Source organism: Sphingomonas sp. S1-29, assembly GCF_026167545.1.
In the GTDB taxonomy this organism is placed as follows: Bacteria; Pseudomonadota; Alphaproteobacteria; order Sphingomonadales; family Sphingomonadaceae; genus Sphingomonas.
The window spans coordinates 2,573,413-2,600,411 of record NZ_CP110678.1; the positions used below are offsets into that span (position 1 = coordinate 2,573,413).

Annotated in this window: 27 protein-coding genes; 19 read left to right on the top strand and 8 right to left on the bottom strand. The window is 59.4% G+C overall.

The window, feature by feature from the left end:
• Positions 1-369 precede the first annotated feature (369 nt).
• A complete protein-coding gene (locus OKW76_RS12280; RefSeq protein ID WP_416221814.1) occupies positions 370-1,782 on the top strand; it encodes a porin in 1,413 nt (470 codons plus the stop codon).
• A 266-nt stretch (positions 1,783-2,048) separates the two neighbouring features.
• On the opposite strand, the gene OKW76_RS12285 is transcribed toward OKW76_RS12280, so the two are convergent.
• Both OKW76_RS12285 and OKW76_RS12290 read right to left on the bottom strand, forming a co-directional pair.
• Positions 2,049-3,071: a rod shape-determining protein gene (locus OKW76_RS12285; RefSeq protein WP_265549166.1), complete on the bottom strand. Its 1,023-nt coding sequence runs from the start codon at positions 3,069-3,071 to the stop codon at positions 2,049-2,051.
• Between the two features lie 288 nt (positions 3,072-3,359).
• Entirely contained in the window at positions 3,360-4,196 is an 837-nt protein-coding gene (locus OKW76_RS12290) for a LysR family transcriptional regulator (RefSeq protein WP_265549167.1), read from the bottom strand.
• 236 nt (positions 4,197-4,432) lie between these two features.
• Between OKW76_RS12290 and uraH the strand changes: the two genes are divergently transcribed.
• The 4 genes from uraH to OKW76_RS12310 all read left to right on the top strand — a co-directional run bounded on the left by uraH (position 4,433) and on the right by OKW76_RS12310 (position 8,097).
• The gene (gene uraH / locus OKW76_RS12295) at positions 4,433-4,825 is read left to right on the top strand and encodes a hydroxyisourate hydrolase (RefSeq protein WP_265549168.1); all 393 of its coding nucleotides are present in this window, start codon (positions 4,433-4,435) and stop codon (positions 4,823-4,825) included.
• Between the two features lie 172 nt (positions 4,826-4,997).
• Complete coding sequence (locus OKW76_RS12300) at positions 4,998-5,513, top strand: GlcG/HbpS family heme-binding protein (RefSeq protein WP_265549169.1); 516 nt, start codon at positions 4,998-5,000, stop codon at positions 5,511-5,513.
• 1,241 nt (positions 5,514-6,754) lie between these two features.
• Entirely contained in the window at positions 6,755-7,564 is an 810-nt protein-coding gene (locus OKW76_RS12305; RefSeq protein WP_265549170.1) for a uroporphyrinogen-III synthase, read from the top strand.
• Positions 7,565-7,665: 101 nt separating this feature from the next.
• The gene (locus OKW76_RS12310; RefSeq protein ID WP_265549171.1) at positions 7,666-8,097 is read left to right on the top strand and encodes an META domain-containing protein; all 432 of its coding nucleotides are present in this window, start codon (positions 7,666-7,668) and stop codon (positions 8,095-8,097) included.
• A gap of 61 nt (positions 8,098-8,158) precedes the next feature.
• On the opposite strand, the gene OKW76_RS16215 is transcribed toward OKW76_RS12310, so the two are convergent.
• Entirely contained in the window at positions 8,159-8,458 is a 300-nt protein-coding gene (locus OKW76_RS16215; RefSeq protein ID WP_416221815.1) for a GNAT family N-acetyltransferase, read from the bottom strand.
• Between the two features lie 226 nt (positions 8,459-8,684).
• Positions 8,685-9,365, bottom strand: a complete 681-nt coding sequence (locus OKW76_RS12315; protein ID WP_265549172.1) for a Crp/Fnr family transcriptional regulator — start codon at positions 9,363-9,365, stop codon at positions 8,685-8,687.
• Positions 9,366-9,724: 359 nt separating this feature from the next.
• On the opposite strand from OKW76_RS12315, the gene OKW76_RS12320 reads away from it, so the two are divergent.
• On the top strand, positions 9,725-10,363 hold the full coding sequence (locus OKW76_RS12320) for a TraB/GumN family protein (RefSeq protein WP_265549173.1): 639 nt from the start codon (positions 9,725-9,727) through the stop codon (positions 10,361-10,363).
• 330 nt (positions 10,364-10,693) lie between these two features.
• Here OKW76_RS12320 and OKW76_RS12325 read toward each other — a convergent pair whose 3' ends face one another.
• Positions 10,694-11,044, bottom strand: coding sequence for a response regulator (locus OKW76_RS12325; protein ID WP_265549174.1), 351 nt, complete (start codon positions 11,042-11,044; stop codon positions 10,694-10,696).
• A gap of 421 nt (positions 11,045-11,465) precedes the next feature.
• On the opposite strand from OKW76_RS12325, the gene OKW76_RS12330 reads away from it, so the two are divergent.
• From OKW76_RS12330 to OKW76_RS12340, 3 genes are all read left to right on the top strand, one after another.
• Positions 11,466-12,065, top strand: a complete 600-nt coding sequence (locus OKW76_RS12330; protein ID WP_265549175.1) for a PRC-barrel domain-containing protein — start codon at positions 11,466-11,468, stop codon at positions 12,063-12,065.
• Between the two features lie 313 nt (positions 12,066-12,378).
• The gene (locus OKW76_RS12335) at positions 12,379-13,191 is read left to right on the top strand and encodes an IS5 family transposase (RefSeq protein WP_265549176.1); all 813 of its coding nucleotides are present in this window, start codon (positions 12,379-12,381) and stop codon (positions 13,189-13,191) included.
• Positions 13,188-13,349, top strand: a complete 162-nt coding sequence (locus OKW76_RS12340) for a hypothetical protein (protein ID WP_265549177.1) — start codon at positions 13,188-13,190, stop codon at positions 13,347-13,349. Before OKW76_RS12335 ends, OKW76_RS12340 begins: the two co-directional genes overlap by 4 nt.
• 30 nt (positions 13,350-13,379) lie before the next feature.
• Here the strand turns inward: OKW76_RS12340 and OKW76_RS12345 are convergent, their stop codons facing one another.
• Positions 13,380-15,887, bottom strand: a complete 2,508-nt coding sequence (locus OKW76_RS12345) for a PAS domain-containing protein (protein ID WP_265549178.1) — start codon at positions 15,885-15,887, stop codon at positions 13,380-13,382.
• A gap of 292 nt (positions 15,888-16,179) precedes the next feature.
• Between OKW76_RS12345 and OKW76_RS12350 the strand changes: the two genes are divergently transcribed.
• The 5 genes from OKW76_RS12350 (at position 16,180) to OKW76_RS12370 (ending at position 19,435) form a co-directional block, all read left to right on the top strand.
• Positions 16,180-17,034: a manganese catalase family protein gene (locus OKW76_RS12350; RefSeq protein WP_265549179.1), complete on the top strand. Its 855-nt coding sequence runs from the start codon at positions 16,180-16,182 to the stop codon at positions 17,032-17,034.
• A gap of 189 nt (positions 17,035-17,223) precedes the next feature.
• The gene (locus OKW76_RS12355) at positions 17,224-17,604 is read left to right on the top strand and encodes a YidH family protein (protein ID WP_265549180.1); all 381 of its coding nucleotides are present in this window, start codon (positions 17,224-17,226) and stop codon (positions 17,602-17,604) included.
• 80 nt (positions 17,605-17,684) lie between these two features.
• Positions 17,685-17,888 (top strand): HpcH/HpaI aldolase/citrate lyase family protein, encoded by a 204-nt coding sequence (locus tag OKW76_RS12360; protein WP_265549181.1) that lies wholly within the window; start codon positions 17,685-17,687, stop codon positions 17,886-17,888.
• 237 nt (positions 17,889-18,125) lie between these two features.
• Positions 18,126-18,443, top strand: a complete 318-nt coding sequence (locus OKW76_RS12365; protein ID WP_416221865.1) for an HpcH/HpaI aldolase/citrate lyase family protein — start codon at positions 18,126-18,128, stop codon at positions 18,441-18,443.
• A 137-nt stretch (positions 18,444-18,580) separates the two neighbouring features.
• Positions 18,581-19,435, top strand: coding sequence for a universal stress protein (locus tag OKW76_RS12370; protein WP_265549183.1), 855 nt, complete (start codon positions 18,581-18,583; stop codon positions 19,433-19,435).
• Positions 19,436-19,446: 11 nt separating this feature from the next.
• On the opposite strand, the gene ygiD is transcribed toward OKW76_RS12370, so the two are convergent.
• Both ygiD and OKW76_RS12380 read right to left on the bottom strand, forming a co-directional pair.
• The gene (gene ygiD / locus OKW76_RS12375; protein WP_265549184.1) at positions 19,447-20,310 is read right to left on the bottom strand and encodes a 4,5-DOPA dioxygenase extradiol; all 864 of its coding nucleotides are present in this window, start codon (positions 20,308-20,310) and stop codon (positions 19,447-19,449) included.
• A 356-nt stretch (positions 20,311-20,666) separates the two neighbouring features.
• Positions 20,667-21,296 carry a trimeric intracellular cation channel family protein gene (locus OKW76_RS12380; RefSeq protein ID WP_265552954.1) on the bottom strand — a complete coding sequence of 210 codons (630 nt, stop codon included), beginning with the start codon at positions 21,294-21,296 and terminating at the stop codon, positions 20,667-20,669.
• Between the two features lie 492 nt (positions 21,297-21,788).
• On the opposite strand from OKW76_RS12380, the gene mbhE reads away from it, so the two are divergent.
• From mbhE to OKW76_RS12405, 5 genes are read left to right on the top strand one after another with little or no spacing between them, the layout of a single operon-like run.
• Positions 21,789-24,521, top strand: coding sequence for a hydrogen gas-evolving membrane-bound hydrogenase subunit E (mbhE, locus tag OKW76_RS12385; protein WP_265549185.1), 2,733 nt, complete (start codon positions 21,789-21,791; stop codon positions 24,519-24,521).
• Positions 24,518-24,898 carry a sodium:proton antiporter gene (locus OKW76_RS12390; RefSeq protein ID WP_265549186.1) on the top strand — a complete coding sequence of 127 codons (381 nt, stop codon included), beginning with the start codon at positions 24,518-24,520 and terminating at the stop codon, positions 24,896-24,898. Before mbhE ends, OKW76_RS12390 begins: the two co-directional genes overlap by 4 nt.
• Positions 24,891-26,366 (top strand): proton-conducting transporter membrane subunit, encoded by a 1,476-nt coding sequence (locus OKW76_RS12395; RefSeq protein WP_265549187.1) that lies wholly within the window; start codon positions 24,891-24,893, stop codon positions 26,364-26,366. The genes OKW76_RS12390 and OKW76_RS12395 overlap by 8 nt, the downstream gene beginning before the upstream one ends.
• A complete protein-coding gene (locus OKW76_RS12400; protein ID WP_265549188.1) occupies positions 26,363-26,698 on the top strand; it encodes a Na+/H+ antiporter subunit E in 336 nt (111 codons plus the stop codon). The genes OKW76_RS12395 and OKW76_RS12400 overlap by 4 nt, the downstream gene beginning before the upstream one ends.
• On the top strand, positions 26,695-26,985 hold the full coding sequence (locus OKW76_RS12405) for a monovalent cation/H+ antiporter complex subunit F (protein ID WP_265549189.1): 291 nt from the start codon (positions 26,695-26,697) through the stop codon (positions 26,983-26,985). The genes OKW76_RS12400 and OKW76_RS12405 overlap by 4 nt, the downstream gene beginning before the upstream one ends.
• Positions 26,986-26,999: the final 14 nt, after the last annotated feature.

Below are 26,999 nucleotides of genomic sequence, written 5' to 3' on the forward strand. Positions count from 1 at the left end.
GTTATTCTCACTTGTTATACCTTTGGTTGGCCAGACGAGGAGAGCCAAGGCCGAGCCCGGGTGACGAGGCCTCTGGACGCCTATAAAACAGTCCGCCACCGGACGAGCGACCGAGCACGGTGAGCCATTCTGCCCGCGCCTCGGCTATCCCGGTTGCTAAAGACCATTTAGAATGGATTGAAACAGGGTGGTGTAATTCGACCCATCCTCAGAACGGCTCTGAAGCCAACGGAATGACGCTAATAGGCTCGTCGCACCGAGTTGCGGAGTGCGACGTCTAGGCTTCGGGGGGATATCTGGTAGACGGAGCGCGCGGCGGAGCTTGCGCGTCGCTTCCACGCTATCGGTTACGACAGGGCTAAAAGCACGATGACATCACGATGCATGTGGCTGGCTTCAGCAGCATTGGTGTTGATACATCCGGCTGCGGCGAGCGCGCAGACGGTGCAAGAGCTTCAGCGCCAGATCGACGAACTGAAAGCTCAACTCCAGGCGCTAACCCAGGCAAAGGCCGCGATCCCCCCGCTGGCTGCACCTGCCACCATGCCCTCTGCAGCCGATGTTAGTACGCCGAACGTACCACAGGTCGCGTCGCTGCCGCCGGCGACCATGCCCGTTGCCAGCTTACCTTTGAACGAGGCGGCTTGGTACGATCGGCTGCGTTTTCGTGGCTATACGCAGATGCGTTACAATGCAGTGGTTGCTGGTGACGAAACCGCGCCTGACGGCGTGTCACGGTTGCGCTCAGTCCATGATGCTTCGATCAACGAGAATGGCGGCTTCTTGCTTCGGCGCGTGCGTCTCGTTCTGCAGGGCGATGTGACCGATCATATTCAGCTCTACCTGCAGCACGATTTCGGCACCGCTGTGAACAACCAGTCGAGCACCGAGCGCCGCGAGAATTTCGGCCAGCTACGCGATGCGTATGTCGACATTTTCTCGCCCGATCGGGAATTTCGGCTGCGTGTTGGACAGTCCAAGGTGCCCGTCGGATGGGAAAACCTCCAATCGTCATCCGACCGGCTAACGCTCGACCGCTCGGATGCGATCAACAGTGCGGTCCCGGGCGAGCGCGAGATCGGGATCGTCGCGTATTACACGCCCTCTCAGGTTCAGGCGATCTGGGACCGGTTAGAGGCACGGGGGCAAAAGCTGTTTGGTAATTACGGGGCTTTCGGCGTCGGGATCTACAACGGTCAAGGGATCAACCGCACCGAACAGAATGCCGGTCGAATGAAAGTGGCTATGGCGACGTGGCCATTTGCGCTCGATGCCTTGGGATTGCGCGGTCAGGTCCTTGAGCTTGGCGGATCCGTGCTGCTCAACGAAGTCAGCCCCGAAGTCCGCGGGGGCGGGACCACAACCGATTCCTACAGTGATAATAGGATCGGCCTGCACGGCATATTGTATCCTCAGCCATTCGGGGTGCAGGCAGAATGGACCTGGGGTCGCGGGCCGCAGTTCGATGCAGCGCTCGAAGCAATCACTGAACAGCGACTGAGCGGCGGTTACGTTCAGGTGATGGCCGATCTTGGCGAGACAGGCGGCGGGAGGCTGGTCCCCTATGGACGCTGGCAACGCTATCGCGGTGGCTGGAAAGCGAATGTCAACGCACCCCAGCTTGAAACCGATGAGTTGGAAATTGGCTTCGAATGGCAGTTTATGGAAGCGCTCGAACTTACGGTCGCTTATGCAAATATGCATCGACGTGAAGCCGACGAGCGTCGGATGGGGCGGGCCGAAGGTGATCTGGTCCGCACGCAGCTTCAATGGAGCTATTAGACCAGGCGAGCGGCGCGCTATCGATCGCGGTATGTGGATGGTCCGCTGTCCGTTGCCATCCTCCGGCTTTGTCGATTTTCTAACAGTCCAGTACCGCACCTGTGGCCTGCCAGCTACTCTGTCCGCAAGGCAGGGATCACCGGACGCTTTCCGCGTTCGTATAGCACTGAGACCTATGACGGGTCAGAGGCCCATATTGCCCCAGCTGGAGGCTGGCTGCAGTTTTTCGGTAGTTTGAATGATATGGGCCATTATGCGTTGATAGCTCAAAGGGCCTTATACCGGTTGGTATTGAGGGCCAGTCCTAAGCCGAGACCAGTGGCGCTCGTTGCTTGGGGGGCGACATGCACTGTCACCCCAACAGCAGCGGCAAGTGTTTCGCGAAGGCGACCGGTGAACGCTGCCCCTCCTGTCAAGATCAATCCATCTTTAAGGATATCGCGGGAGAGCTCAGGCGGTGTGTCCCGCATGGCAGCTTTTACGATGCCGACGACGCGATCGACATATTTTGTCCATATGGGTAGAGCGTCGGATACCGAAAATTCGAAGGTTTTGGGCCGGCCAGAAGCCAAATCCAGGCCGCTGATGCGCACGACGCATTCCCCACCGACGGTGAAAGCCGTCGAGACCGCTACCTTTAGCCTTTCGGCTGAGGCCGGACCGATCCTAAACCTGTGTTTGGATCGAAGATGGTCGGCCAATGCGCGATCAAGTTCCTCCCCTCCGCCCCGCGACGAACGACGAACGCAGATGCCGCCGAGGGAAATCACGACTGCCTCTGTAATGCCAGCGCCGCACTCAACGACCATTCTACCGTGTGCATCTTCAACCTCGAGGCTGGCGCCAATCGCTGCAACGAGAGGCTCTGCAATTAGGATGGGCTTCGCCATTCCAGCGTCAAGCGCAGCATTCTCGAGGGCTCTCCGTTCAGCTTGTGTGGCATCGGCGGGCACACCGATGAGTGAGCGTAAACGCCGAAGGGTCCAGGAAGGACCGAGATCGCGCGTAGCGTATTTCAGAAGCTCGCTTGCGGCGCGAATGTCGCTCAGCACCCCATTCCGCATCGGGCGGGAAACCGTTAGCCCGCTTTCTACGCGCCCGAGGTATCGTTTTGCTTCGGTCCCTGCGGCAACAAGTGCCGATCCCCGATGGTTTCCGTTGAAGCAGCAAATGGACGGTTCGTTGAAAACGATCGTTCCATCCTGATCGACGATCGTCGTCTGCGAGGTGCCGAAGTCGATGGCGATGTCGGGGCGGCCGCCGATCATGTTTTGGAATGCGGTGAACATGGGGGTCCTGTACCGCCTATCGTGCGCTGGGCAAAGCGGACGGCGCCTGTAGGAGAAAGCGCTGAGGCAGAGGCGCAGCGCGTATCGGTTGGCGGTGCAGTAGATACGCAGTGGCCTGACCAAGGGAGGCGATTGCCTAAAGCGCTGTCCTCGCCGGAAGCGACCCGTAAACGGTCATCGGCAAAGCCCCGTTTGCAGCCCCGGTGGCGATTATGAGACAGATCTTGATAGCACGATCAAAACCTTGCCTCGCTGAATGTGCTCCGGGCTAAGCGGGATCGCCGTACCCTATCTCATGGTTAGGCCTTCCACCATCGCGTCGACCAGTTCGGCAACCGGGCCTTCAGCTTCCCAAGCGTAAACGACCAATGCCAACGATGCCTCAGGCGTGAATATCGAGCTGGTACGAATAGCTCGAGCGCCGATCGTGCTGATCGGCAAAACCGATACCCCTAGCCCGGCTTCAACTGCAGAAAGCACGCTGCCGAGGCTATTGCCGGTAAAGGCGATGTACCAGAGGCGTCGCGCGCGTTCGATGCGGTCTATCATCAAGTCGCGGTACAGCCCGCCTGGTGGGAATGTGACGAGCGGGATCGGGTCGGGCCAGCTCGCTGCTGTGTCCATCGCTTCAAACCAGCCGAGGGGTTCGGGAAGGCTAGCGCGAGCATCACCGTCAGCTACCGGCTCCTTTACAGCCGCTATGTCGAACTCGCCTGCTCGGAAGCGCTTCTTCAGGTCACGGCTAAGGCCGGTTGTAACGTCCAACCGTATCTCGCGGTGACGCTTAGCGAAGCCGGCGAACCGTCGGCTCATGTCCGCCGTCACGATATCATCGGGTAACCCGATGCGGATAGTCGCCGTTCCGGCCGGGTCTGCCAGCAGTATCTGGGCCTCATTTTGCAATGCTAGCAACCGCCGGGCGTAGCCGAGCAATCGTTCGCCTGCGGATGTCGGAGCGATGGGTCGGGCCGAGCGATCGATCAGAGGTCGACCGACTGCCCCCTCTAACCGCGCCAGCTGTTGGCTGATTGTCGATTGAGTGGAATTAAGCCGCTCCGCAGCGACGGTGAAGCTCTCAGCGTCGGCTATCGCCACAAAGCTGCGGAGCAAGCGGGGGTCGAGCATTTGTTCATGATAAAACTGAATGCTGCTTATTAAAACATCTCATTCGCAAATACGAGATGAGGGCGGTATTTGTGGGGCTCACCCAAAAGAGGCCTCGATGTGTCTGATACCGCCATGCCTAGCGCCGCTCCACCGCGAGCGCGCCGCTTGGTCCAACGTAGCATGGTTAAGCCAGCGCAGTCGTCCCGGCCGAATGCCCTATTTTCTCGAATCGCCGATCAGCAAGGATACATTTCATGAAGACCGTGTGTTTGGCTTTCCTATTGGGCATCATTGCAACGCCTGCCGCAGCCGCCGACATCTCGACCCATGTTCTTGACCTCGCGCGCGGGGTAGGAGGGCAGGGAGTGCCCGTGACGTTGTCCAAACGGAGTATCGACGGGCGCTGGCAGAAGGTGGGCTCCGCTACGACGGATGCCGAGGGGCGGATCCGTCAATTTGACGAGCGTAAGGCCTTCGACGATGGTGTCTACCGGCTGCAGTTCGACATGTCGAACTATCCTAATGCCTCAGCGGCACCGTTTTTTCCCGAAATTACGTTGACGTTTCGCGTGATCGACAACGCCGCTCACTATCACGTGCCGGTCGTCGTTAGCCCGTACGGCTATTCAACTTATCGGGGTAATTGACTGCGAAGGGTTTGGCTTAGAAATATTGCAAACGTGCCTTCAATCGCGGCTAATTGTTTGCTGCCAATCTTGCAGGATTGCGTGGCCGAAGGTATAGAACGTCCTATTGGCCTATGCATCATCGCTGAATGATATTGTTCGGCCGTCCAGCAGGCACCCCTTAGGAAGTATTATGGTAATCTGGAATATCGCGCTTCTTATCATTGGGCCTGGTCCGATGGCGCCTGCCGTTGTACCGGTCGAACGCATAACTGTATCTTTAGCGATGGCCAACAAACTGACAGCAGCCGCGATATCGTCGTGTCGTGCAATTAGGCGAGAGGCCGTTGTCGCTGTTGTCGACCGAGGAGGCAATTTGATTGCGCTGCAGCGCGGCGACGACATAGGCCCTCACAATACGCTTGCTGCACAGCGCAAAGCCTTCACAGCTCTATCGACAAAAACAAGCACCGGTGAGCTTGCCGGACGTGCTGCGGCAGATCCGGCTTCTCGCAACTTGGTAACCGTTCCTGAGCTTTTATTGCTGGGGGGCGGGCTACCATTGGTAGTAGACGGTGACGTCGCTGGGGGTATTGGAGTGGCGGGTTCAGGCGGGGCCGCCAACGACGAACTTTGCGCGAAAGGCGCTATCACAAAGGTGTTAGGGTCGCTCAATCCCATTCAATCGCTGCCTAAACGTATTCCCTAATACGATGGCATCGGCTTTTTCCCGCAGGCCTTGAAGCTTCGAAGCTGCAGACACTGCCCAGAGACATTTTGCCTGGGCCGAAGCATTATCTGCGGCGTGCTGTCATAGAACGTTCGGCCTGAACGCCTTGAACACCGTAAATACGGGGCCTCGTCGCCCGTCGGCGATTTTCGCTCTATGGTCGCCAAGGAATGTCTCCAAATTCGATCGGACTGGCTCGATTGACCGTAGGCGTCGTAAGTCTGACGGTTTAGCGCATCGGATGAAGCCAATCACTTCATCGATTTCCGCGCTCGATATATTCGGGTAGCGGGCGATCAATACTGCCGTTCTTCCATCAGGATACACTGCATCGCAGATCCCAAACTCGTTATGCTTATGATGGCTGTCTTTTGATCGCGGTATGGGTTCCGACGTCCGCTTATTGGATTGAATGGACAAGTTTTTCTCCGAGAAGTTCGCCAGCAGCGCGGCGTCCATGTCGGAGCCGCGGCTTCTACAGGCGATCGCTCGGTGGGAGCGATCGCGGCCTACGAGCCGGGCGCGGAAACCAAAGCGCGCCCGGCCGGAGTGCCGAATTTCAGGGGATAATCCCAATTGGTAAGCGGCAGCGTTGTCATATAGCCTTGGTAGCAGTCATATTGAAACAATCAAGGTTATTGCTTATGTATCGTCAATGCAGAGATAATATACTGCTTAAATTACCGTTTCTGAAAGTAGGCCGTACTTCGATGGCTCTTGAAATAGCCGGTCTTGCATCCCGCCAAGGTCCGTCACGGGTCCTAAGCCCAGAGTTCAAAGCCTTCTAATGGTATTTGCAACGAAGGAGTGCGAGCCGTTTAAATTTACTACTTTTCGCGGTCGCAACAAAAAGCGGCTTCTGACAACTCCCGTGAGCCTCGGCTTAGCGTTTTAGGGTGTCAGCGGGGGCGGGGTTGCTATCGCTTTGTCCCAACGCGGAGCATACCGGCTACGTCCCCAGCGAAGAAGGTGAAAACCCGACCATCCAGGGGCAGGGGCGTTACGAGCGCGGTGATGGGCGATCGAGCCGCTATATGCTTTCGGCCCATGTCGGGCGCCGGTAAAAGGGCGAGCCGCCACCATTGCAGTTCCGGCGAGGTTTGACCCGGCTTGCCGAGATCGATGCTCAGACCGGCTTTTACGTGGTATAGGTAGCGGTTCGAAATCGGGATCGCGCATAGCCATTACGGCAGTGCGCGGTTTTTGGAGTGGACATAACGATGTCAGTTTGGGTTACCCGATCGTCGCCGGACAATCTCCGCACCGCACGGGAGTTGCGTGCCCTTGGCCAACGACCGCTTATGGTGCCAGTTCTCACGACCACCACGACTTATCAGCCGCCAATCGCGGTGTTCCCCGATGCGGTCGTGTTCACGAGCACGCATGCCGTACGCCATTTCAGGCGGCATGATCGCCTGGTCGCCGTTCCTGTTTTTGCCGCGTCCGGACTCGTGGCGGATGCAGCTTCTGCTCAGGGCTACCGCACAGTCACAAGCTCGGGCGGCAATGACCGGTTGCTGCTCGATCTGATGGGGCGCGTTCTTGCGCCAGGCGCACGGGTTCTTGTGCTGTGCGGAGAGAAGGCATCACCACGCCTGCAGGTAGGGTTGCGCGGGCGTGGCTGCGTGGTCGAACGCCAAGTCGTTTACAAACCCGTCCCTGTGCAGAGCCATTCAATTTCCCATGTGACAGGGGCGCTCGATAGGGTGAAGGCCATAGTGGTTCACTCGCGCGGCAGCGCTGAGAGGATCGTTCCGATCCTTCAGAAGGCTCGCTGGCGGGGGTCACTGTGGTGCATATCCGATCAAGCTGCGTCCGCTTGCGAGAATTTGCCCGGAATCAATGTTCATACAGCAATGCGTCCATCGGAATCCTCGCTGTTGGATATGATCAGTCAGCTAAATCCAGCAGCGGAGCGTCGGCTGTTAAAACATCCGTCGCGTGAGGACACGATCCTAGCAGCGCTTTTGCCAGGATCGCCTTCACATCAAAATGCCGCAGGAAACGACAACTTTTGTGATGACCACTAGCCACCGTACAGAGAATGGGTGCTAACTCCGACCCTGCTAGGTTCAGCGAAAAAAAACAAATCTCTTACTGATACCTTCGACTATAATATGAGGAAAACCAAGTGCCTCGCATCCAGCTTGCTGCGGCTATCGCGGCGATTTTATCGCTAACTGCTTGTGCAACGGCGGATCGAGCGCCGCTTATGGATGACGTAGCGTCCGCGGCTGCTTTGCAGTCCGGCGAATGGAAAGTCGAAACGGTTGCGGGTAGCGATGTAAGTGCCGATTCAAATGCCACGCTGCTGTTTGCTGCCGACGGAAAGCTTTCGGGAAACGCAAGCTGTAATCGGCTGATCGCAAACTACGTAACCGAGGGAGGAATGCTTGCGATTAGCGATGTTGGTACGACAAGAATGACCTGCTCTGCCGCTCTGATGGAGCAAGAGCGTAGGCTTGTTGAGCTTTTAGCCGGGGTATCTGGCTATCAAATAGACGCCGCCGGCACGCTAACCCTTACTTCACAATCGGGTGCCGTAGTCGTTGCCAGGCGCTAACCGTTGGTCCCGGATACGCTGCGCGTTCTGGCGGAAATGCTCTCGAAAACAAAGAAGCCGGTTACAGCGACCGTAAGGCGGCTGGGCTTATCGCAAAAGCTATACGTGCCGAACGAGCAGCCGGGCTTCGATGCCGTAGCCGCGGCCGAGCGACGGAGCTTCGCTGGGTGAATCCCTGATTCTTCCAGAAATCGTGCGCACTGCCGACCGCGACCAGGCCGACGGTGGCAAAGCCAGCGGCCTTGGCGTCGGCTACAACTATGCGGACGGCCGCGTTCGCCATGCCGCTTCCCCGCGCGCATGGGTGGATCGCAAGATCGTGTACGAAATAGCAGTCTGGATCCCCGCGTAGAGCTGACAAAGCGACATTCAGCTTGGGGGCGCGTACATAACGGCAGGATGTGCGATCATGTAGCTCACGGGGTGCCCGGCTGCGCCCGCCAAAATATGACAGCCGGTTGGGTAAAGGGTATCCATCCGGTGAGGGCCGCGACGAGGTCAGTGGCCCTGCATGAATGCTGAGCGGCGATCATATCATCGGTCACATTGGGTGAGGCGGTAGGTTCAACGTCACCACCGTGCCGGGTTCAACCGCGTTCGGCAATCCGGGGAGCCTGAGCATTCAGTAGTAAGAACGCCGGGTCGAAGTCGCCGATCGCCACGAGCTTTGTCCAGTCATGAACCCTGACCACTCCGAGGCGGAAGTCTACGATCGAACGCTCGCGGAGCACCTTAAGGGTGCGATTGACGTGGATAGACGTCAGACCGGTGGCGTCCGCAAGGTCTGCCTGTGTGATATAGAACGGATATGATATTCGGTCGCCAAGGCCTGCCTGCTCGAATCGGAGGGCCATCTCGCAAAATACGTGCGCGACGCGGGTAATTGAGTCCCGACGACCGACGTTCACAACCCACTCGGACAAGATAGAGCCATCTGCAACACTGTCGCGCCAAAAGGCCTCTGCAATGCCTGGGTAAGCGAGGGTGAGTTGGCGAAGCTCAGCGTGGGGCACCTTGAGGATCGTCATCGGCGTAAGTGCCATCATGCCCCAACCCGTCGTTGGGCTCATAAGCGACATCAGATCAGCCATGTCGCCTGCAATATAGAAGCAGGTGATCTGCCGCCCACCGTCGCCGTTCTGGCCGAATCGGCCGGCCAGCCCGTCGATCAGAAGAGAGGAGTGACCGACCTGCTCGCCGATCCGAACGAAATCGACGTGGGGGGCTACCGTCGCGATCTCACCCTCAAGGCCGAGCACCGCGGCCATTTCCTCCTGGGTCAACCCAGACCGGGATGCCAAGCGATTGACAAAAAGCTGAAGCGCGGCACCCCGTGAAATACCCACAATCCTCTCCAGCTAAGGCGAAGCACGTTGGGCTCACAGCCGTTAGTGCAGGCAAGGTCCGTACCGGGCCTGCATAATTCCTTAATTCAGATTATAGTTCCGCCACAACGTGTATCAATGTCGATCGTTATGACGTCGCTAGAGTGTTATGCGTGTAACACGCACCGGGGTTAGGATGCCCGCGTTGGGGTTGTCCATGCGGTCGCGACGTTCCTGCGGCGTCTTCATGCCATCCCGGCCAGCGCTTCACCCGCTTCACAGCCAACTGCCTGGAGACTGTCATGTTACAGAATGCATTCGCACGCCTGCTGAAGATCGTCGCAATGTCCTCCGCGCTCGCCATTTGCGTCGCTCTCGCTACGCCGTCCGTTGCGCAGCCGGAGGTGTCTGCGGCTACCGCCGCCGCGGTTTACAAGACTGGCCCTGCCATGTGGATGGTAACGGACAAGGGCTCCGCGCCCTACCTGTTTGGGACCATGCACGCGCTTTGCCCGAATACGGTCTGGAACGGTCCGGCTACCAAGAACGCGATGGCAACCAGTGAGGAGATCTGGTTCGAAGCCGAGTCGCCCACCGATCCCAAAGCCCTAGAGTCGATCATTATGGAGTTTGGCATCGACAGGGCGAAGCCGCTCTCGTCGAAGCGCAGTAGCGCGGAATACGCGACCTTCAACGAAGCGATCGGCAAGATGGGCATGGAGATCGAGCAGGGAAGTTTGCTTATTGGCCGGCTTCCCTCATCCCTCACCAATCCGGCAAACCCGATAAAGGCAGCCATCAGTTTTACATTGAGAATATCCCGAACATGGGCCTTAACATCCGCCATAAGATTTGCGATAGTGAGGCTCGTCTCGAAACCTATACAGGCAAGCCCTCATTTGTCGAAGCCGCGCGCAACCAGATGTTATCTGGCAATGTAAGATATACTGTTATGGCGTTTATCGGCGACGATCCTACCCATCGTATCGCGGACTCGCAAATACCTCCTTCGATGACATGCATAAAGCGCCTACCGTCATAGACACGGAGGACGGTAATGCCAGTATTCAGATTACGTTGAGACGAACGCTCGCAAAGCTCTTCAGCTCATCGAGCGCAAAGCTACAAGTAGGTCGGCTCATATAGGCAACGCTATAGATACCCATCAATCAACGTAGCAATCATTCCTGTTCCTAATCGTCTCGGTAATGGACTCAAGAAGCAGCCTTCCAGGAGTCATTGGCTTTAGGTGCCGCACTAATTGTAGTCGGCTATGCCGCAACAAGTTTGCGGAACGTGTCCACTACGAGTCGGCGCTGAATTGGCTTGGAAAGGATTACACCCGGTGGTTCGCACGGCTCGCAATCCTCGGGGGTGCCGGTTATAAATATAACTGGAATGGCGCCCGCTTCGGTCATGATGGTCTGTACGGCGTGCGGCCCGGTCCCCACCAGGAGGTTTACGTCGGAAAGGATAATTGCCGGGGTACGATCGCGGGCGGCCGATACCGCTTCATCTTCTGTGACTGCGGTGGAGACTGAGGTAGCACCGGCTTCCTCGGCTAAGGCGATCAAGAGGTCGGTAATGAACCACTCGTCTTCAATGCTTAGCACGTGGCACATATTTCGGGTCCGTTAAGCGAAGCACATTGACACCTGTTAATAACAATTGGCGGCGGTATAAGGTCCGGCCAACGAAATTGGTTGGATCGTTAATCCGCGTCCCGAGGCACCATGCGCTTACAAAGGGCTTGATGGGGGTTTGCGGTCACGCCAGTATGGGCACGTCAGCCTGACGATTTGACGCCCCTCTTTCCCTTGCGAGTGGGGAAAAGGGTCCTTTAGCTCCACCCCCCCAAGCGGGTGGCATACCTTGCCGGTTTCGACACTTTGGTTATTGCGGATTTTCGAAAGAGGGCGCGGACAGCTTTGATGAATGACGGCGCCTCGTTGATCACGACAGGCGGTCGACGCCGGGTGAAAAAGGTTGCAAATAGGATGCGTGCCTCGGGTTTAAGCGCCGGCCATCGCTGCTCTCCTAGACATGGAAATTACATTGCATGAAGTAGCGGGCTGGATCGCCCCCATCGCGACCATGATTGCAGCGTTGATGACAGCCGCAAACCTCGGGAGCCGGATCACCGGTTGGGGATTCGTCGTTTTCACGGTTGGATCGATCGCATGGTCGACGGTGGCGATTGGCACCGGACAGACCAATCTGCTTCTGACGAACGGTTTTCTCACATTCGTGAACGCGGTGGGTATCTGGCGTTGGCTGGGCCGTCAGGCGCGGCACGAAGATGGAAGTAAGGCGGCAAAGGCCCGCAGCGCGGCGGCAAGGGTTCCGGACCTGTTTGGGATAGGATCGCTGGTGGGGGGAACGCTTATTGGCCGTGATGGAACTGCGATCGGAACGGTGATCGATGGGATGATGCGGTGCGACGGCGCCGGACTGGCTTATATCGTTGTTGGCGAGGGGGGCCTCGGCGGGGTCGGTGAGCGACTGCATGCTCTTCATCCTAATCGCCTCCGCTTCGGCGACGGCATAGCGTGCGATCTTGATGGTACGGAACTCAGTCAGCTACCTGTGTTAGCTAATGACGATTGGCCAACTACGCTCGACGATAACACGGCGTATAATTGAAACCTCTTTAAACACGATACGAATGGTGACGGGCTCGTTGGCTGTTTCTTCAGGCTAAATTGGGCTAGCCGTCGGCATCACGCCCAAGCGAACGGTTTGGTGCAAGCGGTTAATTGCCAAAGGCTTGCGCGCTATGGCAAATGATTCTCCGTGCTTAAGGAGCACATGCAATATGCTGAGCGATGCGGAATATCATAGCAGGCGCGCATCCAAGCACCGGTCTCAGAGGCCGTGTCAGAACGGTGGCGTAACAGTGGACGATCGAGCTTCGATGTGATTCCGGGCGGTTGCGAGACCAGACCTGGAAGGCATCATGTGGAACCCGACCGCCCGTGCGCTGCATAGCCGCACGGGCCTGCGCTATGGAAGCGATCTGACCGATGCGGAGTGGGCGATTGTCGCGCCGCTTCTGCCCAAGCCTTGCGATCGAGGGCGACGTCGCCGCTGGCACTGGCGCGAAGTGCTCGACGCGATCTTCTACGTGCTGAGGACGGGCTGCCCATGGCGCTTTCTGCCTGATGGCTTCCCGCCCTGGCGCACCGTCTATCGCTGGTTCGGCGAGCTACGCGATAGTGGCGGGTTCGAGGGGTTGAACCACCATCTCGTCCAGATGGATCGTGCCCGTGTCGGGCGCGAGCCGATGCCATCAGCGGCCGTGATCGACAGCCAGAGCGTGAAGACGACCGAGGCCGGTGGCCCATGCGGCTACGATGCCGGCAAGAAGATCAAAGGTCGAAAGCGCCATGCCATGGTGGATAGCGACGGGCGGACGCTCGAACTGCTGGTTCACCCTGCCGACGTGCAGGACCGCGACGGCGCCGTGCCTCTGCTCAAGATGTCCCGCGAGCGGCACCCGTTCGTGAAGCTCGTTTACGCCGACAGTGCCTATACCAGCGCGCGTGTCGCAACGGCGACGTCGATCGGCATCCAGATCGTGCGTAAGTTCGCCGACCAGACCGGCTTCGTCGTCCATCCGCGCCGCTGGGTCGTCGAACGAACCTTTGCCTGGCTCAACCGCAACAGACGCCTCGCCAAAGATTTCGAGCAAAGCATCCGATCCGCCACTGCCTTCCTATACGCCGCGTCCGCCATGTTGCTTATCCGGCGGCTCGCTCGTTACGCATGAGATTCGAGACGGGCTCTCAGGCCGAAAGAGCCGATCCAAATGCAAAAAGCATTCATCTGAAGATCGCGGCGCTTCATGAACAACGCGCCGCATTACTTAAGTCAAATCAAAACGACGGCGCGTCACTGTTGTTTGTTGCTGAAGACAAAGTGGCCTGATCCCGTCGGCGGTACCTGTTTGATAGCGCGTTACACCTGTTCGCGGCCGTTACCCCTTTGGACTTGTTGCCATGCAACAGCCCTTTGAAGAACACGCGATAACTGCTCGATAGAATAAGGCTTGTGCAGCAGGTCGAATCCATGGCCTCCATCCTGCGCAAGCACATGGCTGTAGCCACTCGTTAGTATCACCGGCACGTTAGGGAACTGACGACGGACCTCCTGGGCAAGTTCCACCCCATTCATGCCGGGCATCACAACGTCAGAAAACATAATGTGGAACCGGTCCGGGGTGGCCGCTAGCGCCGCAAGAGCGGCATTGGCATCAGTGGCCAATATACTATCGTAACCCAGCTCTCGCAGCGCTGCAGTTGCGAAATTCCCGACGTCCTGATTATCTTCTACCACAAGCACGCACGCACCATTCCCATCGACGAGGGCGGTTGGCTCAAATTCACTTGTCTCCGCCGCCTCGTCTGAGTTGGCGCGTGGAAGATAGAGGGTAAACCTTGTTCCCTCACCAAGCGTGCTGTCGACGCAAATGTCGCCGCCTGATTGTTTGGCAAAGCCGATCACCTGGCTTAACCCCAAGCCGGTTCCTTCACCCACACTTTTGGTAGTGAAAAAGGGTTCGAAGATTTTATCGAGCTTGTCGGGCGAGATACCAGAGCCGGTATCGCCTATCGTCACCGCCACAAAGTCGCCGGCGACGGCGGCATGGCCCCGGATCGGCGGAATGCTGGAAACCGGCTCGGTCGTGATAGTCAATCGCCCTTCGCCATGCATCGCGTCGCGAGCGTTGATTCCCATGTTCACGATCGCGGTATCGAACTGGCTGCGATCGGCTACGATGAAGTACGGATCGTCGGGGGTTTGGAGATCGAGTATAATCCGCGAACCGGTCATCGTCTGAAGCATGGTCGCGACCTCGTTCAGCGATGCTGCGACGTCGAACAGGACCGCGCTGAGGGCCTGACGACGCGCGAAGGAGAGAAGCTGCCCTGTCAATTTAGCGGCACGATCGGCCGTGTCGCCAATCGCATCGATGTAGCGAATACGCTTTTGCTCGGTGAGATTGTTGCGGCGAAGGAGGTCAACCGACCCTCGAATGACGGTCAGCAAATTGTTGAAGTCGTGAGCAACACCGCCTGTAAGTTGTCCTATCGCCTCCAGCTTCTGACTCTGCCGCAAAGCGTTCTCTGCCGTGGCAAGTGCTTCAGCCTTCTCGTGCTCCGCAGTCGTATCACGGCCGCTTGCATAAACACGCTCGTCACGGAACGATCCCATCCACGCAAACCAGCAATAGTGCCCCTCCTTGTGACGGAGCCGATACTCGTAAGGTACGACGAGTGGAGCCTCAAATATGCCCGCGAAGGCGACAAGGGTCCCCGCTAGGTCATCCGGGTGCGTCAAGTCGGCAAACGGTCGTCCGACGAGTTCCTGTTCTTCCCAGCCAAGCAACCTCGTCCAAGCCGCATTAACCGCCGCCAGTCGTCCGTCGCGTTCGGCGATCACGAGCAGATCTTGGGTCTGGGACCACGCCCGGTCGCGCTCGATCTGCGCTCGACTTAGCGCAGCTGCCCTCTCGGAAAGGGCCAAGGCTATCCGGGTCTCAAGCGTTTCATTCAACTCGCGCAGCTGCTCCTCTGCGGCGGACTTATCAGTAACGTCGGTATGAACACCGACCCATTCGCTGATCTGACCGATAGCGTTGAACGTCGGAACGGCGCGGATCGAAAAGCGTCGCCATGCCCCATCGTGTCGGCAGACGCGATGCTCAAAAACGAAAGTGCGCTTTTCCTCAACCGCTCTTTTCCAAGCGTGGATGGTTGGCTGCGCATCGTCGGGGTGGACTGCCTTGGACCAGCCAAAGCCCTGGTATTCAGCGTAGCTTTGTCCAGTAAGCGCAGCCCAGGCCGGCTGCTCGCCTATCATCCTACCGTCGGCGCTATTAGTCCAAAGAACGCCCTCTACCGCACCGACTGCGGCACGAAAGCGCTCCTCGCTCAGGCCTAGCTCGGCATTAGCCTCCTCGCGCTCGAGCATGGCAAGCCGCAGTTCAAGCTGCGCGGTAACCTGTCGCGCGAGCCGGCGAAGCGCATTTTGCTGTTGCTCGGTCAACGAACGCGGTTCGTAGTCGAGCACGCATAAGGTGCCGATCGCAAAGTCGTCGGAAGACTTCAGCAAGGCGCCAGCGTAAAAGCGCAAGCCCTTCTCGGCGTTGACTAACGGGTTGCACGCAAAGCGATGGTCCTGCGTCGCATCGGGGACGAGCAGGAATTCCTCTTCAAGAATTGCCGTGCCACAAAAGGAAGTTTCCAATGGGGACGTGTCAACGCCGAGCCCGATTTCCGCTTTGAACCACTGTCGATCACCGGCGATCAGGTTCACTGCCGCGATCGGCGTCCCGCATATTTCTGCGGCGAGCGCAGCCAAGTCATTAAACCCGCCCTCGCGCGGGGTGTCCATGACACGATATCGGGCAAGGGCTGCTATCCGCCTATCATCTTGCATCACCGAGCGGTTACCAATGGCCATGTAATGCCGCCTAATAGTGAAAACGAATTTGTTCCAGACATATGGTCGCATCTATATGGCCAAAGGGCGGTGTCGCAACCGATCGATGCTGCCGGAAAGCTCGGCTCTCCAGCTATCAGCGCTGATCCGCCAACAGGCATATCGCCGAGGGCGCATCGCATCCTTGCCTACTGAAGGTTCGGCCCCCCAAGCTCCTGGACCAAATTTACACCATATTGTTGGGTCCATCAGCCGGCCGGCGCGTTGCGTGCAGCGTCATCGAATGGCGGTGATACCTATCCGGAGCAAAACCATGTATTATCATGACAAGCGACTTCAGTACCCGGTCCACGTGGCCAACCCGGACCCGGCTTTCGCTCGTATGCTCCAGCAGGCAATCGGTGGCGTCGAAGGCGAGATCCGCGTTTGCATGCAATATTTCTTCCAGGCCTGGGGCAACCGTGCGCCAACGACCAAGTATCGAGACATGCTGCTACACACAGCGACTGAAGAGATCGGTCATATCGAGATGCTCGCGACCGCGGTCGCGTTGAACCTCGACAAAGCGCCAACTCACTTGCAGGAAGAAGGTGTTAAGGACAGCATCGTCGGCGCGGTGATGGGCGGCGAAAATCCGCGTCAGAGCATCGAGGGCATCATTCATAAGAACTTGCTTTCAGGCGGGATGGCAGCAATGCCAATGGATTCCGACGGCGTGCCGTTCAACATGAGCCACGTCTATGCTAGCGGTAACGTCGCTGCAGATATGTACTGCAACGTGGCTGCCGAGAGCACCGGTCGCGTGCTAGCCGTTCGGCTTTTCAACGCTGCCCATGACGAGGGCATGAAAAAGATGCTTCATTACATGATCGCGCGTGACACGATGCATCAGCAGCAGTGGCTGGCAGTAATCGAGGAACTGGGCGCCGAAGCAATGAACCTCCCGGTTCCCAACAGTTTCCCGCAGGACATGGAAGATCAAGCGAACAACTATAATTTCTACGCTACCTCGGTAGACGGGACTTTTCCGGAAGGGCGCTGGACCTCGGGGCCGTCTATGGACGGCAACGGCGATTTTACCGTTTTCCGAAACGAGCCGCTCGGCGACGAACCCATCATGGGGCCGGCGCGTCCAGACAGCGGCGCTCAGACGCAACAGATCGGCTAACCTCACAGGAGGCGGGCTTCGGCTCGCCTCCCACGTCTTAAGACGCGCAAACTAGGGGTCCACGTAAGCCCTCGCAATCCGGGGGAGCCAAACGGCGGATGCTCGTTATGGACAATAGTATGGAGCCTTCCGAATGTTCTGATCCTGCCGCCCCAAAGCTAGGTTGGCCTTTGTCAAATTGGAGCCTTTGTGACCGAACCGGATAACGATGACCTTGCGGTAACCCGTACATCGCTTGCGGAAGATCGTACAATCCTCGCCCATGAGCGCAGCTTCGCTGGGTGGCTTCGGACTGGCATGGCTGCAGTTGGGATCGGCCTTGGCTTCAATGCCCTGTTCGAAGCACTGCACCCTGCCTGGGTGCCTAAGGCAATTGCATCGGGGTTCCTGGTCATCGCCATTTTCATTTTCGTATCGGCCGAGCGTCGCGCATGCGGCATCATTTCGCGGTTGGAAGCGCACGAGATTACAGCGCTAAGACCGATTAAAATGCGGCTGCTGACAGGTGGTCTCGTCAGTGCGACCATGGCGCTGGGGGTGGCGATCTGGGCGTTGGCAGCGAGCGGATAGTGCTACGTAAAATAGTCGGCTGCCTCACCGCCACCATGCAAAAATGGCGTTAAATCCTGGCAAGACTGGGAGCTAAGATCTTGTCTGCCGCTGATCGCGCTCACCAGATCAAGGGGCTCGATACGCCAGCCACGGCGCTTGGCGCAACCTTGTACCTGCCCGCGACCCGAGGCGATCTCGCCGTAGTTCTATTGGGAGGCTGGCCGAACCTGCGCTCTGCCGTGGTATGGCTCGAGGATGGGGTCCGAACCGACGCCCGCCTATATGGGCGCGCTTGCCTATGATCATCACGTTCTAATCCCACCTTTGGAGTCGCGGGAGGTGTTCGACCCGACTGAAATGCGGCGGCTGCGTGAGCAATGACTGGCGATCCGCGATCGAATATTGGCGTTGCGGATCGGCGGTAACGACCTTTGGAGGCGTTAGGCGCTCGAGGTCAGCGATACGTACCGTGTACGACGGACCGCTTGGCCCGGTTGTTGCCGGGCTTATAGGCATGTTCGCGCCTTGGGGCTTTTTCACTGAGCGCCCCCGTGTTCGAAGGGTTCGGCAACGTGACGCTGCTACGCGAGGAGGTTACCCGTGACATCGAGCACGGCATGCTGACTAAAACCGCAATTCATCCTTCGCAGATCGATGCGATCCAGAGCTTATATGCCGTCGATCCCGGCGTGCTGATGGAAGCTCGGAAAATACGTGATGACACGACCGAAGCGGTGTTTTCGTTGAACGGCGCTATGTGTGAGCTCGCGACGCATCGCCGGTGGGCTGCAACCGTTGTTCGTCGGGCTGAGTATTTTGGCATCCGACGTGACAGCGTGTTGGCGCTCACGGGATGAGGAGGTGGGGATGGCCTACAAACTTCGGGTCAAGATCGACGGGGAGGTTGGTGATCTGACCGAGCATGGTAAGCTGCTTATGCGCGGAGACACCTACGGCGTTTAAAAAGGCGCCAATATAACTGAGGGCGATGGTTATGGAAAATATCCTGGTCGCAACCGATTTTTCGGCGCGATCTGATCGCGCATTGCGAAGAGCTATGCATATAGCTCGGCGTAGAAACTCAGTCATCTATTTGTTGCACGTAGTAGACGGCGATCAACCTCATCGGCTAATAGAATCCGACCACTCATTGGCCGCACTTCTGCTGGCTGAGGCTGCGAGCACGCTTACCGTGGAGGATCGGCTAAGTTCCAAATCAATCGTAACCGTCGGAGATGTTGATTCTGCAGTTCTTGAAACCGCGGACGATATCGGCGCGGATCTTATTATCATGGGACCCCATCGCAAACGCATAAGAGATGTATTCACGGGCACAGTAGTTGAACGGGTACTTCGCCGTGCAGAGCGCCCCTTATTGATCGCAGCGGAACCGCCGATAGCACCCTATCAGAAAGTTTTGCTGGCGTTAGACTTCGACGAAGCGTCGAAATCAGCGGGCCGCGCCGCAGTCGCGCTGGGAATCTTCGAGAATATGGACGTAGTGGTAATGCACGCTTTCGATACGCCTGCAGCTGGCATGTTGCGGCGTTCGATGTTGGGCGATGCGGTTCCCGACTATGTCGAGGAAGAGCGCCAGGATGCGGCTAACAAAATGCATGACCTTGCAGGGGCGATCGGGTTGCCGTCCGGCAGGCGGCACGTTGTAGCGGTTAATGGAACGCCGGCAAGGACTATACTCGAGGCTGCACAGGGCAATGGCGCTGAGTTGGTAGTAATGGGTGCGAACCAGCGGAAAGGGTTCGAGTGTCTCCTTATCGGCAGCGTCGCTCAAGACGTAATTCGCAATGGTATGCACGATATACTAATTGTGCCTGATAAGGGCATCTAGGAAAAGCCAGTTCAAATGTTACTTTGATCTGCTGGTACCCTGACAGGGAGTGTGGCTGCACCTTCAGCCTTAGTAGGGCAAAACTTTTCCGTGCCTATTCCGTAACAGGTCATTGATAGGGAGCCCATGGCGTAGCCGCGAACAATTGCGTCCGCACGCCCTTCTGATGCGGCCGCAAGTCCCGCAGTGTAAAGGAGGGGGATAAAGTGATCGGGTGTGGGGACGGATTTGGCGTAGTCAGGATGGTCCGTTACGCGCAGGATGCTCACCGGATCTTCAGCAAGCTGGGTCGCGACGGTTTCGTCAAACCGCAAGTTCCAATCAAAAGCCGCGTCTGGCCTGTTCCATCGTACAAGCTGAAGATTGTGAACCACGTTTCCGCTGGCTAGTATCATAACACCGCTTTTCCGCAAGGCGGCCAGCTTCAAACCCAGATCGACATGATAGGCAAGCGGCTTGAGTGCGTTAATAGATAGCTGGACGACCGGAATGTCCGCTTCAGGATACATATGTGCAAGCACGCTCCAGGTACCATGATCTAGGCCCCATTGGTCGTAGTCGAGCCCTACCCAATAGGGCTTTACAACATCTGCAACTTCTTGCGCTAAGTTAGGCGCGCCCGGCGCAGGATAATCATAGGCGAAAAGTTCTGGCGGAAATCCGTAAAAATCATGGATTGTTCGAGGGCGGGGCATTGCGGTAACTGCGGTTGCGCCAATGAACCAATGCGCTGAAATAACCAAAATGGCGCGCGGACGGGGAAGAACTCGGCCCAAGTCTGACCATGATTCGGTGAAACCGTTCGTCTCCAGCGTGTTCATCGGACTGCCGTGTCCGATGAAAAGTGCAGGCGCAGTAGCGGGCTGAGAGATCATGAATCTTATCCTTAGCAAGAATTTCCGGCAGTTTGGTCAACGTGCTGTAACGCGGCAAAGGAAATCTCCGCTCGGGTTATAAGAATGCTGGCTTCCCCGGTACATCCTCAGAGACCCGGTGCGACCGGCTGTTTTAGACGAGTGAACCATCGTAGTTTGCTCGCGCGATGTCGCTCCTAGAACGAGGTTGTCGAGGGCCCTTCGCAATACGTCATATTACATTTAGCGGGTTTGATCGCGAGCTCGCTATCCGCAATAACCGACTTTCAACCATCTTTTCGCTGCCGCCCCCTGATTGCAGTGATCGCAACGGTAACAATAATTTCGCGCCGCAGTGGTCGGCCGCGGGGACTCTACTATGCGGTATCTACTCCGGGTCGAGGTTTGTATCGTGGCAAGGACCAATGGAAGTGGAGTGCTGCCGCCCGCACAAGCAGCCCGACTACGAAGCCGACTGCTGTTGCAAATTCCCTGACAGCCCCCAATCCTATAAGGCCGATGAATGCCGCTGCTGCGGCGAGCGCTGCAGTAATATAGACCTCACGCGTCAAGATAACCGGGCTTTCACCACCCAGTAGATCGCGAATGATCCCGCCAAAGGTTGCTGTAACGACGCCCATAGCGACGACCACGGCGGCTCCTACCCCGGCGTCCATCGCGCGGCCTGCACCAGTAACGGCGAATAGGGCTAAGCCCACGGCGTCCAGCCAAAGCAAAGTCCGGTAACGGGACTGAGGAATATGGGCGGTAAAGAATATTACTACGGACGTGACGCCACAGGTCAGCAAATAGGAAGGCTCCTCAATCCAGAACACCGGAAGATTTAGGAGCGTGTCGCGTAGCGTGCCACCCCCGATACCCGTGACCGTGCCCATCAGCGCGAAGCCGACGATATCCATTTGCTTACGTGATGCAACGAGGCAGCCGGTCACCGTAAATACAACTACGCCGAACCAATCTAGCGTTGACGCAATTGTTTCAAACATAGCCTGCACCGGAGGTCAAATTGTTCGATTCGACCGGAGTCCGCAATCGCGTCAGCATATGTCACCTCACCTTCGCATCTACGTCTATGACTGCGTCTGATGGATCAAGCTCGTACTGTTGGCGGCCCCATTTGGTATGATCAGGGCGGTGAACTAACGCCGCGGCCTTCGGCCTCATCATCGATATCAGCTTCCTGCAGGCGTCACCATCCGGCCGATGTTCAGTCTTTTCAGCTATAAGGCCTACGCCAACCCTGCAGGAGCCGGAAGCCGGCGTGGTGTTGGAGATGTCAAGACGGTCTGGAAGAGGCTGCCCCCAACACTACCCGGCTTAAAGGTGGGTTGCCATTGTTGTCGCACATTCCTGCCGGGTCGCACGTGCCAGAAACCATTCGGGGTCCAAACGGCACCCCCCAGCCCATTTCGCAAATTCCCCGCTAAGGTTTAACTACGCGTGCGTTTGGCTGCGATGTTAGGCATGAGGGTGCCAGCATGCTGATGTTGCTCGCCATATCCATCGTTGGAAGCTGTTTGGTGCCGCTGCTTGCGCGGCTCGTGGGGCGCGGTGCCGGGCTATTGATCGCGCTGTTTCCGTTCGGCCTGCTAGCGGCGTTCATCCGAATGGCGCCGGTGGTCGAACGCGGGTGGGTGGTGGGAGAAGGCCGCACCTGGGCGCCCTCCTTGGGGCTCGACCTCACCGTTCGGCTTGACGGCTTCTCGTTCCTGTTCTGCCTGTTGATCACCGGGATTGCCGGTTTGGTCGTCATCTATTCCGGCGGGTATCTGACGCACAAGTCGCGTGCCGAGCGAGCGCGCTTTTTCACGCTGATCCTGTTGTTCATGTCGGCGATGCTAGGCACCGTCCTTGCCGACAACATGCTGGTGATGATCCTGTTCTGGGAGGCAACCAGCGTGGTGTCGTTCCTTCTGATCGGCTTCGATAGCCGCAGCCCGCGGTCGCGCCGCGCGGCGATCATGGCGTTGCAGGTTACCGCCGGGGGCGGGCTGGCACTCATCGCATCGGTGCTTATGATCGGCAACGTGCTCGGCGGCTATTCCATGGCCGAGGCGGTTCGCCGAGGTCCCGAACTGCTCGAAAGCGCCTATGCCACGCCGATCCTGATCGGCATCATGATCGCCGCATTCACTAAGTCGGCGCAGTTTCCCTTCCACTTCTGGCTACCCAACGCGATGCAGGCGCCGACTCCAGCGTCGGCTTTTTTGCATTCGGCTACGATGGTCAAGCTGGGCGTCTACCTGCTCGCGCGGTTCGAGCCGGTGATCGGGGCGACGTGGTGGGGCCGCAATGCGCTGATCACGGTCGCGTGCATCACGATGGTGATCGCGGCGATCCAAGTGCTGCGAGCCGAAAGCTTCAAGGCTGCGCTCGCCTATTCGACGATCGCGTCGCTGGGCATCTTGGTGCTGCTGGTCGGCCTCGACGGCCCCACCGCATCGGTAGCGATGATCGGGTTCCTGCTGGCGCACGCGCTGTACAAGGCGGCGTTGTTCTTTTGCGCAGGGTCGGTGCTGCACGCGACCGGCGTGGGCACGCTGCGATCGCTGGGGGGGCTGGCGCGCAAGCTGCCGCTGACCGCGATCGCGTGCACCGGCGCCAGCCTGTCGATGGCGGGGATCCCGCCCTTCCTGGGATTCGTGTCGAAGGAGTTCCTGTTCGAAGCGCAGCTCAAAAGCAGCTGGGAGTTGGTGCCGCTCGCGGTCGCGGTGCTGGTCAATGCGGTGATGGTCGGTGTCGCCGGAATCATCACGCTGCGTCCCTTCTTTCTGCGCCCGGTCGCGCCGGTGGTGATCGAGAATCGCGAAAGCCTGTCGCTGGGCCTGCCGCCGTTGCTGCTGGCGCTCGCGGGTCTGACGATCAGCCTGCAGCCTGAATGGATCACCCGCGTTGCGCTCCGCCCCGCGGTCGCGGCGGTGTATGGCAGCGCGGTCGACGTCGAATTGTCGGTTTGGCACGGGCTGACACCGATGCTGGCGCTGAGCGCGGTGGTGGTGACGATCGGCTTGCTGATCATGTATTTTTGGCGGTCGATCCATGTGCGGCTTCGTCGCAACGGTCGGTTCGAGCAGTTCGGCATCGAAAGGCTGTGGGAAAACCTGTTGCGCGGTCTGCTCCGGACCAGCGCCAGGGCGACCCGCCGGATCGAACATGGCGACCTGCGGCGCTATCTGGCGGCGATCTTCCTGATCATGGCGCTGTCGATGCTGTGGTCGATCGCGGCAGTCTCGCCGTCGCTGCGCTGGCCGGCCGGCGAGCCGCTGCGCATCGCCGAGGCGGTGGTCGCGCTGATCGGCGTGGCGGGGGCGTTCGCCGCCGCGCGCGCGCGCAACCTGCTCACCACGATGGTCGCCGTTAGCCTGACGGGCTTCGCGGTGGCGATCCTGTTCCTGACCAACGGCGCCCCCGACCTGGCGCTGACGCAGTTCAGCGTCGAAGCGCTCATCGTCGTGATGCTAACCGCATTGCTGCTGATCGTGCCGATTGACGGCGAAGCGATGCGGCAGCCCGGCGAGCGCCGTGCCGACGCGGCGGTGGCGACCATGTTCGCCGTCATCCTGTTCGTCGCGACGATCGACATGGCGGGCGCCGAGGCCCCGCGCGCGGCATCCGATTGGTTCGGGCGGATGAGCTATGCGGCGGGCCGCGGCCTCAACGTCGTAAACGTCATCCTGGTCGATTTCCGCGGGGCCGACACCTTCGGCGAGACGATCGTGATCGCGATGGCGGCGATGCTCGCGGGATCGCTTATGGCGATGCGCGACGGTGCCGCCGACGATGCGCGGGCGGCGCGCGACGTCCATTATAGCTTCAGCATGGCGAGCGGCGGGCTGTTCTGGCTGATGCTCGTCGCGTCGGTCATCATCCTGCTGCGCGGGCACGACCAGCCCGGCGGCGGGTTCGTCGGCGGGCTTGCGGCAGCGCTCGCCTTCGCGATCCTGTCGCTGGCACGCGGGGCTGCCGCCGCCGAACGATTGCTGCGCGTGCAACCGTTGACGCTGGTGGGCTGCGGTGTCGCGCTGACGATCGTCAGCGGCATGCCCGGGATGATCGACGGCGGTGCGTTCCTGACCCATTTATGGTGGGAGCCCGGCGGCGCGATCCCCAAGCTTGGCACGACGATGATCTTCGACCTTGGCGTTTATCTGGTGGTGATGGGGGCAGTGCTCACCTTCCTGTTCGGGTTGCAGCGCGAGGCGGCACGATGACGATCCTGTTGGCATTCTGCGCCGCCGCAATCGTCGGCGCCGCCATCTACATGCTGCTGTCGCGCAACCTGGTGCGCATGCTGCTGGGGTTCGCCTTGCTATCGACCGGCGTCAACCTGATGCTGTTTATTGCCGGCGGCCCACTGAACCGCAAGCCGCCGATCATCGAAGCTGGCCGCCAGACGCTCGGCCCCGCCGCCGATCCGTTTTCGCAGGCGCTGGTGCTGACCGCGATCGTCATCGGCTTCGCGCTGACGCTGATCATGGCGACGATCATGCTGCGCGCCTGGCGCGCGACCGCATCGCTCGACGCGCGCGACGTCGATGCGCCCGAACAAGCCGAGGATCCCGACGTGCTGGGCCCGGTCGGTGACTGACGCGCTGCTCCTCATCGCGCCGGTGCTGTTGCCGCTCGCCGGCGCGGCGATCGTGACGCTGCTGCGGTCGTGCCCGCGGGCGGGCGAGGCGTTGGCGTTCGCGGTCACCGCGGCGACGGCGGCCATGGCGTTGGCGCTCCACCTGCGCGCGATCGACGGTACGATGCTGGCGGTGACGATGTTCGGCGGCTGGACCAATGGCTTCGGCATCGGATTTGCCGGCAGGTTGCCCGGTACCGCGTTGGTGCTGGCCAGCACCGTCGTCGCGTTGGCGGTAGCCTTGTTCGGCAACGCCGAGATCGGCCCCCGGCGCCGGCGCGCGGGGCATGACGCGCTGGCGCTGGCGATGCTCGGCGCGGTCAACGGCGCATTCCTCACTACCGACCTGTTCAACCTCTATGTCTGGTTCGAGCTGGCGCTGGTCGCGGCGGTGGCGCTGGTCACGCTTGATCGCCGCGAGAACCAGATCGGCGGCGCAATCCGCTACATCGCCTTCGGCACCAGCGGCGCAACCGCGATCCTGATGGGCATCGGCCTGCTGTATGGCGAGACGGGCACGCTCGACCTTGCGGCGCTGGCGCGGGCGCTCGCCGATCGCCCGCCCAGCGTCGCGACCGCGGCGGCGGCGGCGTTGCTGCTCGGTGGGTTCGCGCTGAAGTCGGGGCTGGTGCCGTTCCATGTCTGGCTGCCGGCATCCTATGCCCCGGCACCGCTAACCGCCGCGGCGCTGTTCGCCGGCCTGCTCACCAAGATGGGCTTCTATGCGCTGCTGCTGTTGTTCGCGGGCGTGTTCGGGATTGCCGACGGGCATGTCGGCGCGGCGCAGCTGCTGCCATGGTTCGGCTGGATCGGCGCGGCGACGATGCTGGTGGGGGCGCTGTGCGCGTTGGCGCAGACCGACATTCGCCGCTTGCTGGGATATCATGTGCTGGCGCAGGTGGGATACATGATGGCTGGCCTTTCGGTCGGCACGCGCGAGGGGGTGATCGCCGCCGTCTTCTACATGCTCCATTCGATGATCGTGCAGGCCAATCTGTTCCTTGGCGCGGGCGCGGTCCGCCGCGCCACCGGCAGCTGGGACCTGGCGCGCACCGGCGGCATGATCCGATCGAACCCGGTGTTCGCGTTCCTGTTCGCGGTGCCGATGCTTTCGCTAGCGGGGATCCCGCCGATGTCGGGGTTCTGGGCCAAAATGCTGGTGATCCGCGCCAGCCTGGACGGTGGTGCGCCCTGGATCGCGGCTGCGGCGCTGGCGGCTGCACTGCTGACGATCATTTCGGTCGGCAGCCTATGGTCCGAATCCTGCTGGAAGAGCCTGCGCGATCGGCGCGTGCGCAGGGTGCCGCCGGCGATGCTCGGCGGAATGGCACTGCTGTCGCTGGCCACGCTGGCGATCGGCCTGATGCCCGAGCCGGTAGTGATCACCGCGCAGCTATCGGCTAACGCGCTGCTGGGACTCGCGCCATGAAGCTGCTGCGCAAAGCCTGGGCAGTGGCCATCCTCGGCGTCAGCTTTGTCTGGGACCTGGTCGTGTCGTCGCTGCAGGTGGCGCAGATCGTGCTGTCGCCGCAGATCGATACCCATCCCGCGATCTTCATGGTGCCGGTCGAGGTGACCAAGCCCTGGGCGGTGGCCCTGTTCGCCTATTTCACCTCGCTCACCCCCGGTTCGACCTGCCTGCATGTCGAGCCGGACCTCAGCCGACTGTACGTCCATGTTTTAGACGGGCGCGATCCTGACCGACGTATTGGTCGGTTCAAAACCCTGTATGAGCGGCACATCCTGGAGCTTGAGCGATGAGCGGCGACTGGACCTTCGATCTAGCGACCGTCGCGACCGGATTGTCGGCACTGCTGTGCATCGCGCTCGCGGCGGCGGGATGGCGGATGGTGAAGGGGCCAAGCTTCGCCGACCGGTTCGTCGCGCTCGACATGCTGACCGCGATCGCTGTGACCTTCGCCGCGCTAACCTCGGTAGTCACCGGGCGTGGGGTGTTCCTAGACATCGCGCTGGGGCTCTCGCTCATCAACTTCGTCGCAACCGCGGCGTTCGCGGTGTTCCTCGAACGGAAGAGCAGGCCGCGATGACCCTCCTGGCAGGC